Source organism: Methanosarcina baltica (genome assembly GCF_055394095.1).
In genome coordinates this window covers 426,757-439,038 of the sequence record NZ_AP042463.1, presented here as the reverse complement: position 1 = coordinate 439,038, position 12,282 = coordinate 426,757, and the positions used below count along the sequence as shown (strand labels likewise).

The window sequence follows — 12,282 nt, the reverse complement described above, 5'->3', positions numbered from 1 at the left end:
GCAGCTCAGAGATATATTCAATAACTTTTTATCTTAAGTTATGATATTTCTTTTCGGTGTTAATATGAGAGAATTAACTCAGGAAGAATATCGTCTAATCAAACCATTGATTAGAAAAACAAGTTATGGTCTTGATAATCACAGTATCTTCAAAAGTTACGAGGCTGCCGTAAGCTGTTCGAAACCCATTTCATTAAACGGAAGCCCATACAAGGGCCGGAAAAACAAAGGAACAACCCACATAAAAGACATAGTAAAACTTCCCGACGGAAGTTTCGCCCTTCTCTCAAAAACATTCTGTAATGATGCAGGAATTGAATATATCCCGGATAGTACTCCTCCAAAAACAAAAACGGCAAAACCAGAACACAAAATCGATAATGCCTCCGCAAAAGCTCCCGAAAAAAATAATTTCCCCAAAACAACAGGTGGAGTGGAAATCGAAAAACAAAATAACACCACCAATCTGGATTTAAACGACAACGTGATCCAGAGGTCGCAAATTGGGGCCGCCAGTGTAGGAAATGTAAATGTAAACATTAATCACAAAAGTTCGAACTGGCTAACGATCCTGCTTTTAGTTCTTACAGGTGCTGTTTTATATCTGCTTTTCAGATAAATGAAATTCTTATTGTACATTTTAAACTATAGTTATTTTTAATTAAAGATGCCTTCATTTCTCTTTCTTTTCACGTACCCTGTTTTCAACTGCATAAAAAGCAAACAAACAGGAAATTTATAGCTGTAGCTATCCATTTTTCTTCGCGGTTTGCTCTTCGACATTTCTGATGGTGTCCCTACGGCTTGCGTAATTGAGTTGCTATCCCCTTTTCGTCTCGGGTTGCTCTTCGACTTACGGATACAATTTATACATGATTACGAGGGAGAGAGTTGCTATCCCCTTTTCTTCTCGGGTTGCTCTTCGACCTATCGTAGGATTTACGAATATGGATGACAAAATCCCGTTGCTATCCCCTTTTCCTCTCGGGTTGCTCTTCGACATATTGTTTGCCGACAGATCAAAAGAATTTATCCTGTTGCTATCCCCTTTTGATCGCGGGTTGCTCTTCGACAGGGTTTGCCCTAAATGCAAAAGCCCGTACTGGAAGTTTCTATCCCCTTTTCGTCTCGGGTTGCTCTTCGACTCCCGGCCAATGATAAAAAAATATACCTGTATTACGGGTTGCTATCCCCTTTTCCTCGCGGGTTGCTCTTCGACAGATTTAATTTACCAATGCCTGAAGACATAATTGGTTGCTATCCCCTTTTCGTCTCGGATTGCTCTTCGACTTTCGGTGATTTTTGCATCGAAAATATACGGAGTGTGTTGCTATCCCCTTTTGATCGCGGGTTGCTCTTCGACATCACAAGACCTACAATTGCACAGCTTGTATCGGCACTGTTGCTATCCCCTTTTCCTCTCGGGTTGCTCTTCGACGCAGCAGTACAAACAAAGAACAGAGTAGGGAACACGTTGCTATCCCCTTTTGATCGCGGGTTGCTCTTCGACAAACTTATTGTTGATAGTTTGGAATATGCCTGTGAGTTGCTATCCCCTTTTCCTCTCGGGTTGCTCTTCGACAGGGTTTGCCCTAAATGCAAAAGCCCGTACTGGAAGTTTCTATCCCCTTTTCGTCTCGGGTTGCTCTTCGACTCCCGGCCAATGATAAAAAAATATACCTGTATTACGGGTTGCTATCCCCTTTTCCTCGCGGGTTGCTCTTCGACAGATTTAATTTACCAATGCCTGAAGACATAATTGGTTGCTATCCCCTTTTCGTCTCGGATTGCTCTTCGACTTTCGGTGATTTTTGCATCGAAAATATACGGAGTGTGTTGCTATCCCCTTTTCGTTTCGGGTTGCTCTTCGACTGGCTGTAATCGGATTTATCTTTAAGTTCTTCGAGTTGCTATTCCCTTTTCCTTTCGGGTTGCTCTTCGACCAGTCAGTGCAAAGCAGGTTATCAAGCTGGGGGAGTTGCTATCCCCTTTTCGTCTCGGGTTGCTTCTTCGACTTTTGACAAACCGGCAACAGAACAGATAATGGAGTTGCTATCCCCTTTTGATCGCGGGTTGCTCTTCGACATAACTTATACTATTGCCGGAATGTTTGAAAGTTATGAATTAGCGTTGCTATCCCCTTTTCCTCGCGGGTTGCTCTTCAACACTGGATGACATTATGCAAGCGTTGGGTACTGAAAAGTTGCTATCCCCTTTTCCTCTCGGGTTGCTCTTCGACCACAATGAAAGTTTGTGGTAAGCTCGCTGACTTCTTGTTGCTATCCCCTTTTCATCGCGGATTGCTCTTCGACTCATCAAATCAGGTCAGACCCAAGACACAGGAATAATGTTGCTATCCCCTATTCTTCACGGGTTGCCCTTCGACGAAGATGACGACGAGGTAAACGAGATCATGGGACGGGCCTTGTCGTTGCTATCCCCTTTTCGTCTCGGGTTACTCTTCGACCCAAAAGTAGGTGATCAATATATAGCAGTTGATACGTTGCTATCCCCTTTTCGTCTCGGTTTGCTCTTCGACTGCAACAATCACAAACAGTGACATAGTGATTTTTGAGTTGCTATCCCCTTTTCCTCTCGGGTTGCTCTTCGACATAACACCGCAGATACCACTAGAAAAGTACAGGTCTGGTTGCTATCCCCTTTTCCTCTCGGGTTGCTCTTCGACCACAATGAAAGTTTGTGGTAAGCTCGCTGACTTCTTGTTGCTATCCCCTTTTGATCGCGGGTTGCTCTTCGACAAATTTCATCACAGATGAAGAGATCGAGACTTTCAAGTTGCTATCCCCTTTTCCTCTCGTTACTCTTTGACCAAAACAGATCTACGAACCAAAGCCCCGGACTATTTTGTTGCTATCCCCTTTTCCTCACGGGTTGCTCTTCGACGACAAGAATAACGGCCGTCTTCTCATGGTTGCTTAGTTGCTATCCCCTTTTCTTCTCGGGTTGCTCTTCGACTTTCAAATTCTTTGACAAAATCCTTACAATAATCGAGTTGCTATCCCCTTTTCCTCACGGGTTGCTCTTCGACATTAACGGGCTACTCGCTGAAGAGTTTGCGAAGAAAAAGTTGCTATCCCCTTTTCATCGCGGGTTGCTCTTCGACATTTTCAACTGCATAGATTCTTTGTTGAAGCCATTCCTGTTGCTATCCCCTTTTCATCGCGGTTTGCTCTTCGACCCGATCCAGGCATTCGTTAATGAAAAGTGTACGGTGTTGCTATCCCCTTTTGATCGCGGGTTGCTCTTCGACAGAATTAGACTCAGCTTTCAAAGAAGAGCTATTTTTGCCTTGATTTGCCACAAAAATCAGTGGCAAGGAAGATCCGTTAAAAAAAATATTTGTAAGGCCTAAGTTCTAAATTACATTTAAAAAGCCTATTGTATCTGTTTTTTGAAGAAATATCTTTATATACGTAGAACCTAAATTTATATCATGGTTTTTTTAAAACAGAAAATAATCAACGGTAAAAAATACTGGTATATTATTAAAACTGGCAGAATTGATGGAAAAGTGAAAACTATATTTCAGATATATTTAGGCAATGCCGAAAAAATATTTGAAATGAAAAAACAGAGTGAATCATTGCCCTACATGAAACTGAAATCTTTTGAGTACGGCAAACTTGCCGCACTTCTTCATGTGAATGAAGAGCTTGGATTCGTTGACATAGTGAACAAGCACACTATGAAAAAATCAATCGATGGTTTAAGTGTCGGAGAGTATCTTTTACTTGATATAGTGGGGAAATCTCATGGAGTTTTAAGTGAAAACGGTATTGGGGAATGGTTCAAAAAATCGGCCTTATCTTTTAAGTGGAAATTCCCTCATAAATTAAATTGTCAGAATTTTTTGAATCATATGAATTACATTGATTCCGACACAATGAAAAATATTGAAGACGATTTGTGCCGAGTTCTCATCGAAAAAGGACTAACCCCTTCAGTACTGTTTGTGGATGAATCAAACTGGTTCACTTATGCTACCAATTATGATGAAAAAAGTGAATTGCTTCATAAAGGGTATAACAAAAAGCATCGTAAAGACAAAAATCAGGTATCTGTAGCGCTGGCTGCTAATGATTACAACTTACCTTTTATTCACGAGACATATCCAGGAAATGTGCATGATTCAGAGGAATTTTCAGGTCTGGTTGACAAAATAGTAAACCGTCTAACCGAATTGAATATTTGTTCGGAAGACCTTGTTCTTGTTTTTGATAAGGGAAACAATTCAAAGGACAACATTGAAAAAGCAACTTCAAAGATGAATTTTGTAGGGGCTGTAAAAGCAAATCAGGCAGATGATCTTCTTGAAGTGCCATTATCTAAATATCAATTTTTATATGAAAGCTCAGAAGGCCACAAAATTTATGGCTATCGGACAAAGCATCAGTTTTACGGGACAGAATTTACAACAGTAATTACTTTCAATGAAGGAACTCACAAACTTCAAAAAAGAACTTGTGAGTCAAATATGTCAAAAATAACTGAGAATCTGGAAGACCTACAGAGGAGACTGGAAAGCAACAGAGGAAAAGCAAGAAACAGGAGCAGTGTAGAAAAAGAGGTTGCAGACATTATTATCAAAAAATACAGAAGTATGGTGAAATATGAAATTACTGATGCTCCTGAAGGTAAGAAAAAACCTCAGTTAAAGTTCTGGATTGACGAAGAGAATAAAAATAAGCGCGAAAATTCATTAGGAAAAAATATACTATTTACAGATAAGCACCGTTGGCACACTAAAAAAATTGTGCAAACATACAACAATAAAGGCGCTATAGAGGATGATTTTAAGCTATTGAATGATCACCTGCTTGTCCCTGTGGGACCGGTGTACCACCACAAAGATGAAAATATCAAAGTTCACGTATTTCTGTCTATAATTGGCTTACTTTTCTACAGATATTTAGCCTGGGAGACAAAGAGATATGGTCTTTCTATGAGAAGACTAATTGAAAATTTGTCCGAAATTAGGCTGGCAGTTATCCAGGATAAAGAATCAAATAAGTGTAATATTATTCTGGAAGAGATGAGTACAAAGCAAGCATCATTATTTTCTTTCTTGAACTTGGGTAATTACCTGCCACCCCAATAAAAACGTCATCAGTAGGATTATTCATTCCTTAGGCCCACACAAACAAAGCCGCTTGATAACGGAAAAACATGCATCTTTGAAAGTAAAGTTAGACGCAACATTAGACGGTTATAGAATGGAGTTGCTATCCCCTTTTCATCACGGGTTACTCTTCGACTCTTCGCAGAAGAGCCAAAGATCGACATGACCAAGTTGCTATCCTCTTTTCCTCGCGGGTTGCTCTTCGACCACTTACGGATGCAATGGATGGGCACACAATAAGGATGTTGCTATCCCCTTTTCTTCTCGGGTTGCTCTTCGACTCTCATACCGATTTCTCCACGGCTGAGGTGTGGGTGTTGCTATCCCCTTTTCCTCTCGGTTTGCTCTTCGACACAACGGCTGTCAACGGTGAAGGGGAACAAGAAGAAAGTTGTTATCCCCTTTTCCTCTCGGGTTGCTCTTCGACATCTACCACGTCCCGGTAGACTTCAAGATCATCTAGTTGCTATCCCCTTTTCATCACGGGTTACTCTTCGACGACCTTACCGCAGACGGAGAAGGGCAGGAGCTTTTGTTGCTATCCCCTTTTCGTCTCGGGTTGCTCTTCAACTGAAGTAATCAACTGAAGTTAAATGGAACGGATTCAATTGGAAAATATTGTTGCAATCCCCTTTTTTTACGGGGCCCGTTTTCAACAAAGAATACAACTGGGAAATCTCAGTACATGATGAGTTGCTATCCCCTTTTCTTCTCGGGTTGCTCTTCGACATGGATGATAGAAAATACATTCCGCACCCTCAGAACTCGTTGCTATCCCCTTTTTCTCGCGGGTTACTCTTCGACATCCTTCCAGAAAGACACATACAGGAACTCCATGAGTTGCTATCCCCTTTTCCTCTCGGTTTGCTCTTCGACTTAGGGTTTGTAAGTAACTCATCGAGTAGTTCTTTGTTGCTATCCCCTTTTCCTCTCGGTTTGCTCTTCGACTTCCTCGGCTTCCTTCTTTTCGTTCTCGGCTTTTTGTGTTGCTATCCCCTTTTCCTCTCGGTTTGCTCTTCGACCATATACCGAAGCAGATATCATAGCCAAGTTCGGGTTGCTATCCCCTTTTCTTCTCGGGTTGCTCTTCGACACATACTCGAAGGCTGAGATTTACGACACAGCAAGCGAGTTGCTATCCCCTTTTCCTCTCGGTTTGTTCTTCGACCAACAGCCACTCAGAACCGCCACGGTAACAATTTTGTTGCTATCCCCTTTTCCTCTCGGTTTGTTCTTCGACACCACCAAACCGACAACGAGAGTACCGTAACAAATATGTTGCTATCCCCTTTTCGTCTCGGGTTACTCTTCGACATCGATACAGGTATGGAACTCCGAAGCTGCAGTCCAGTTGCTATCCCCTTTTCCTCTCGGGTTGCTCTTCGACTTCTTGATTTGTTGTTTGGCATACATGAAAAGACAAAGTTGCTATCCCCTTTTCTTCTCGGGTTGCTCTTCGACTTCTTGATTTGTTGTTTGGCATACATGAAAAGACAAAGTTGCTATCCCCTTTTCTTCTCGGGTTGCTCTTCGACTACTAAACCGAAACTTACCCACAAGGAGCGATGTTGTTGCTATCCCCTTTTCTTCTCGGGTTGCTCTTCGACAGCATCGTATATGGCCGGGATCTCCGCTGAGGACGGGTTGCTATCCCCTTTTCTTCTCGGGTTGCTCTTCGACAAGTTCAAAACTTTGGAAGAGATGATTATGGGAAGTTGCTATCCCCTTTTCTTCTCGGGTTGCTCTTCGACCCCCCATATCTAGCCCGGTAGAGGTCCGGGAATCCGTGTTGCTATCCCCTTTTCTTCTCGGGTTGCTCTTCGACACTACCAATTTTTCCCTGTTTTGGCCGAAAGAAGGCCTATAAATGCTTCTTTTTCGGGCCTTATTTTCTTGCTGGAAATTTATCAGGGCATTTATAAAGGCAAGAAAAAAATGGTAGAGTATTCTTAATAGATTATGTTTTTACTTTATAAAATTTGTGTTTAAATATTTAATTCAGGGAAAATTACCTGGCCTGCAAGCTGGTTGAATTCTTTTTTTCCAAGGGTGCTGGAAATTATTTTGGTGGTCCAGGAGGCCAGGGCCTCGTAATCATTATTCGTTATGGGGCTTGTTCCGTGAGCGAGGATTGAGCGGTTTCTTTTGTCCCGGAGGCTTTCGCCGTCTTCTTCGAATTGTTTCATTTTGGAATATAGTTGGGCTGCTTTGAAACCGGCTATTTCCAGGAGGAACATCTGGTCGTCCAGGCCCGGGGGGTTTCGGGGGCTGCCAAAGCCGGAGATTTCGCGGAACTTTTCCATGAGGGTTTCGAGGTCTATTTTGTTCTGGCTGGCAAAGGCCTCATAGTCCGGGTTTCGGAGGTCCCCTATTCCTGCATTTTCAAGGGAAATGTTTGCACACATCTCAAGGCAGCGGTAGAGCCTTGCTGTGGCGTCATCGTACTTTCCCTGTTCGGCCCGGCGGCAGGCGTTTGCGTAGAGGTCTACCAGACGGTAGGGGTCGCAGAGGTTCTTTTTGCTGTCCCAGGTTTCTTGCAGTTTTTGCAGAAATTCGAGGTTGGCTTCGAGGTCCTTTTCGTTTATAAAGTTGTAGCCGAAACGTTTCATTTCTTTCCGGTAAAGAGTTTCCAGCCTGTCAGCCAGCCTGATGCTTGCTTTTGCTTCCTTTGAAGGAGGTTTTTGGAAGTGCGTGCTGTGCAGAAAGGAGTCCCAATCCCTGTAGATCTCAATCAGTTTTTCGATCTGCTGCAATTTTAAATAGAGGCTCTGGTCATTGACGGTGCCTTCAAGTTCCTTGCAGAGTCCAAGGGCCGCCCCGAAATCGTAGCGTTCGAAATGCCTCTTCAGCATGGAGAGTTCAATGTCCCCGTAATGTTCGTAGGGGTTTGCAATCTCCTTGATCTGGCCCGTAAATGGTACGGGGACTGAGAGCTGTTCCTCGGCGTGCAGGTAGACCATGGGAATCCTATAAAAAAACGCGAAAGTTGCGATTGAGGCTCCCATAACCTTTCTTCCTCCGGTGGGGTCCACCAAAACGCCGTTTGCATTCTTATTTGCGTGCTTTATCCTGCTCAAAACAGAATCTTTTAAAATCTGGAAATTTTTGGCTGCATCGATTTCATCAATTTCTACCTTCTCAAATTTAATCCCCAGGTCTGCAATATTATGGTCACTGATGACCTTATCCGCAATCATTTCTGACTGGGAGGTGTGGAGAAGGATTCCTTTTTTCGGACGGAGGGCCAGGAATGAAAAAATAATGGGAGCTTCCCGCATCCCGACCGTTATAATCAGGACACTGCACCCCTTCCCATGCTTTTTCATGTACTTCTTTTCGTAAGGAAACAGGTCCGCAGCGATGCGGTTGAGTTCTCCTCTATCCGAAGACTCCCTGAAGGTCTTCAGCTTTTCAAGGATAAACTGCCTGTCCGACTCACTGCTCACCCGTTTTTCTAGCTCCTTATAATCGTCATTCATTCCACCAGCTCCTTTTCGGCAGCTTCAATGATCTGCAAGTCTCTCATCACTTTTTTCTTAATTCCGGCATCCTTAATTTCAATACTCACCCTCTCAGAGTTCCAGTCTTCCGTGGACTTCCCTCTCCAGACCCCGTAAATCTCAATGCCTCCAAGCTCAATATATCCGAAAGTGACGGCAGTGCAGAAAATCAGCTCACTGAGGTTTTTATATTCGCAATCAATGGGTTCCGAACTCCGCAGGGCTCCTGGCATTTTCATGCAGAGGGTACGGATACGTTTGCTCTGGGCCCTGGACGTGAAATTGTTGTCCCCGGTAAGCAGCAGCAGTTCCACATCATGGTTTTTTTCATACTCCTTATAGGAGTTAACAATCGCTTCATCTCCTCTTCTTTCCGCGTCAATTAGCTCGCAGTTGGGGGTTGCGAGTATCTTTTTAAACTCCACGGCCCCCAGATAGGCCATCCTGGATCTCTTTGGGAGCTGGTTCAAAAAATTCCAGGTAAAGTCCATGCATGAGAGCTTTAGTTTTTCAATATCTGGAGTTTTGTACTTCACGTCAAGAATTGCCTGAAGCTCATCTCCTACCCCTTCGCTCAGGCAGTAACCGATCTGAGGCCTATTTTTCCGGTTTTTTTGGGAGATTAGCTCTTCCACGGTCCTGTTTATCCGGTTGCTCAGGGCGTTTGTGTCATAAGCTATGAAAAGAGGCTTTTTTCCTTTCAGAAGATTTCTCTCCATGCCCTCAGAAATAATATCCTCAAGTTCGCCCTGGCTCTCGGACTGAATTACCCCCGAAGCATAAAAGCAGGTCCTGAAATCGCTCCCTGAAGGAACCTCCCGGTCGGGAAGCGATCCCTTCCCTTCATACCTTAAAAAGCCCCTTCTAATTTTATCATACTCGGCTTCCGGCAGAAGCTCAAGTGCACATTTTTCCCCGAAACTCAATGAAAAAAGCTTTCCAATTGGGGGATATTTTACCTCAATAGTATCGGAAACCCCGGCGAGTTCATTCAGGATAGAATAAATATATTTCTTTGGTACAATCATCCCTTCACCTCCTTTTACTCAACAATATCACAGCAGGTTCCGGTTTCTTTCATGTCAATAAGCTGCTGCTTTTGAATCGGGATCAAAGGAAACGGTGAGTCCTGGTAATCAAAGTCTTTCAGGTGGAGGTAATACACATGTGAAGCCCCTCCCGCAAGCCCGCAGTGCATTGCAATAGCGGACATATACTTCCTTCCGGGAGTGATGTCAACCGCAACAGCCCCTTCCTGCTTAAGGCTTGAGATATTATGCCGAAAAACGTCCTCTATATCCCCAAAATCGTCTTCTTCTACTATTTTTTCCTCAAAAATTGGGTTTTCAACTCCGTATTCCTTTAGCAGGTTTTCTGTCCAGCGGTAAACGGTTTTAATATCTTTTCCATCGAGGTTCCGGTTGACTATAAACAGGACCCTCTCAGGGACGTAGTTATCAAGTTTGCAGGCAGCCCACATAGTGTTGATCACGGCAAATGGGCTTGAACCAATTATGCTTATCCAGGCTTTCATATAGGATCAGAATTATTTCAGGTAAAAAGCCCGTGTGAACTGGCTCATCGTTTTAATAGAAAACTTCACTCTGTTTTTGAGAGAAGAAGGATCTATCTTATTTCCTCCTGCAACCGTCTTTCCTGTTATCAAGGGTTTCTTTCCCAGAATTTCACTTATTTTGTTAAATGTCTTCTCATCAACATTATCAAAGGCAATCCACATTGTCAGTTTTGTACCTTTGGGGATGAGGTCAGCTCCTTCGAAATCCGTGTCAGGGTAAGCGTCCGAAACAATGATCCTTGAACGGTGGCTTTTCCCACTCGTGGACCCGAAGATCTCATCTATTTTTTCGGCATCATAATCTTCCGTGATCTGCCTTTTGATAAACTCATGCCTCAAAAAACCCTTAATCGTGGAACCCGGAATTACAGGCACTCCCATATTCGTAACCGTTGCCTCATCAACTCCCGGCATCTGAAAATCCGATAGGGTTTCGACTTTATACTTGATTACGAGGTTTCCTTCAAAAGGAGATGGAGCATATGCATGGTAATACACATCAAAGTCCTTTCGATTGACTTCTTTCCCGTCATCTATCTTTTTCAGGTAAGCCTTTGCGGTTTCCTGAAGGTCTGCCCGATCCCACTTTTGTTCCTTTATATTGAAAAAAGACTCGATATCCTTTTGAAGCGTCTTTTCGACCACTTTTACGTCTACCACATCCGCAAAACCGTTTCCTCGTGAGACGCTTCCTCCTATATAGGAGCGTTTGTGGTTGAACTCATCAAGTGCAAGCAGGATTAACCCTACCTCATCTTCACCTGCATTGTCGAGCACAATCTTCACCTCAAAAGAGGTGTTTGCAGCCACCAGCTCTGCACTGCGCATAAAGGTCTTTGGCCTGTTCTTCCTGTCATACTGCTTTTCATAAATGCCAAAATTTTCTTTGAAAACCGTTGCACAGTGAGGACGTTCTTCAACCATTCCTCCAAGGTTTGTGTCTGTAAGAAGCCAGGAGTCCCGCACATGAATTTTAGGCCCTGCTTCCATTGAGCCAAAAATTGAACAGGCAGCACAATTTCCACACAGAACCTTTGTCTCCCTTCTGGCACCTTTACCCGCCACGGCAATGCAAGCTTCATTTTCATTAAATGTGCGTATGAGGCGTTCCACATTGCTTCTTAAAACCCCCTTTAGACTACTTCCCGGGATATAAGGCAGGGCCTGCTGGGTACTGGCATCGTAGGAAAGCAGTACAGGAGTCTGGGAAAGAGAATACTCTCCTGCATTCTGCCCCCCTCCTATACGAAAAGGTGTGATAAAATTCAGTTTTGCAGAAATTTCCCACTGGTTTTGAAAAACCCTGAAATCACTGCTTTCCATATTTACCACTCTTGTATGCTTCAACATAGCCTGCCCAGTCAGAAACCGCGCCCTTTTTCATAGTTTCATACTCAGCTTTCCCTTCTGAGTAGACGGTTCCCTCATAATTTCCCTTAAGATAGTCTTCAGCAGAAATTACACTGAACCTTCCCACGTTCAGTTCAACCTCTCCAAATCCACGGGAGGTAGCATGTCCTATGCTTCCGGAACAGGAATTGAAAAAGTCAAACAGACTCAACACCGCTCCGAGTTTTGCATATTCATATTCCTCAAGCCCGGTATTTTCTATAGTAAGTTTGCCTGAAAATAGAGTTCCCTTGGGAACAACTTCAATATCAAATTTCCCACCCTGTTTTGCTTTTCTTTTCTGGCGGTCTATTGCAACCCCATCCCGAATAAAGGTCTTTTTTTGGGTAGTTGTGCTGTCTTTTATCCGGGTGGAAGAAGCAAGGTCTTTTCCTCCAAAGAGTTTGCATACAGGGCATTTATTGCAGCCTCCTCTGTTACTCCGGTCAAAGATATCACACACATCAATGTCAAGCCCACGAAGGAGCCTTTCAGTTTCCGTCCTGAGCACTCCTTTCAGACTGCTACCGGGAATTATTGGGTAGCCGTCAGAATTTTTGATCACAGGGTTATCAACTTCTGCTGGTTCAATAGTACTGTGCCCCCCGACATGTAAATCAGATCTTGTGGTGATGGTGTACTCAAGGAGGACTCGGTTTTCAAGCTTTTCAAACATC

Annotated in this window: 7 protein-coding genes and 2 CRISPR repeat arrays; of the genes, 2 read left to right on the top strand and 5 right to left on the bottom strand. The window is 43.4% G+C overall.

The genetic code is table 11. From position 1 onward, the window contains the following. The first annotated feature begins 64 nt into the window (after positions 1 to 64). Positions 65 to 619, top strand: coding sequence for a hypothetical protein (locus ACZ5QV_RS02035; RefSeq protein WP_464601000.1), 555 nt, complete (start codon positions 65 to 67; stop codon positions 617 to 619). 2,247 nt (positions 620 to 2,866) lie between these two features. Next, positions 2,867 to 3,271: direct repeats of the CRISPR family, unit length 37 nt. Positions 3,272 to 3,454: 183 nt separating this feature from the next. Then, on the top strand, positions 3,455 to 5,119 hold the full coding sequence (locus ACZ5QV_RS02030) for an IS1634 family transposase (RefSeq protein WP_464599431.1): 1,665 nt from the start codon (positions 3,455 to 3,457) through the stop codon (positions 5,117 to 5,119). A gap of 712 nt (positions 5,120 to 5,831) precedes the next feature. Beyond that, positions 5,832 to 6,965: direct repeats of the CRISPR family, unit length 37 nt; unit sequence GTTGCTATCCCCTTTTCTTCTCGGGTTGCTCTTCGAC. A 160-nt stretch (positions 6,966 to 7,125) separates the two neighbouring features. Here the strand turns inward: ACZ5QV_RS02030 and ACZ5QV_RS02025 are convergent. From ACZ5QV_RS02025 to ACZ5QV_RS02005, 5 genes are read right to left on the bottom strand one after another with little or no spacing between them, the layout of a single operon-like run. Continuing rightward, positions 7,126 to 8,619 (bottom strand): TIGR02710 family CRISPR-associated CARF protein, encoded by a 1,494-nt coding sequence (locus tag ACZ5QV_RS02025; protein WP_464600999.1) that lies wholly within the window; start codon positions 8,617 to 8,619, stop codon positions 7,126 to 7,128. Continuing rightward, positions 8,616 to 9,668: a PIN domain-containing protein gene (locus ACZ5QV_RS02020; protein ID WP_464600998.1), complete on the bottom strand. Its 1,053-nt coding sequence runs from the start codon at positions 9,666 to 9,668 to the stop codon at positions 8,616 to 8,618. Before ACZ5QV_RS02020 ends, ACZ5QV_RS02025 begins: the two co-directional genes overlap by 4 nt. Positions 9,669 to 9,682: 14 nt before the next feature. Beyond that, positions 9,683 to 10,174, bottom strand: a complete 492-nt coding sequence (locus tag ACZ5QV_RS02015; RefSeq protein ID WP_464600997.1) for a hypothetical protein — start codon at positions 10,172 to 10,174, stop codon at positions 9,683 to 9,685. A 12-nt stretch (positions 10,175 to 10,186) separates the two neighbouring features. Further along, positions 10,187 to 11,539, bottom strand: a complete 1,353-nt coding sequence (locus ACZ5QV_RS02010) for an RAMP superfamily CRISPR-associated protein (RefSeq protein ID WP_464600996.1) — start codon at positions 11,537 to 11,539, stop codon at positions 10,187 to 10,189. Then, positions 11,526 to 12,281, bottom strand: a complete 756-nt coding sequence (locus ACZ5QV_RS02005) for an RAMP superfamily CRISPR-associated protein (protein WP_464600995.1) — start codon at positions 12,279 to 12,281, stop codon at positions 11,526 to 11,528. The genes ACZ5QV_RS02010 and ACZ5QV_RS02005 overlap by 14 nt, the downstream gene beginning before the upstream one ends. Position 12,282 lies beyond the last annotated feature (1 nt).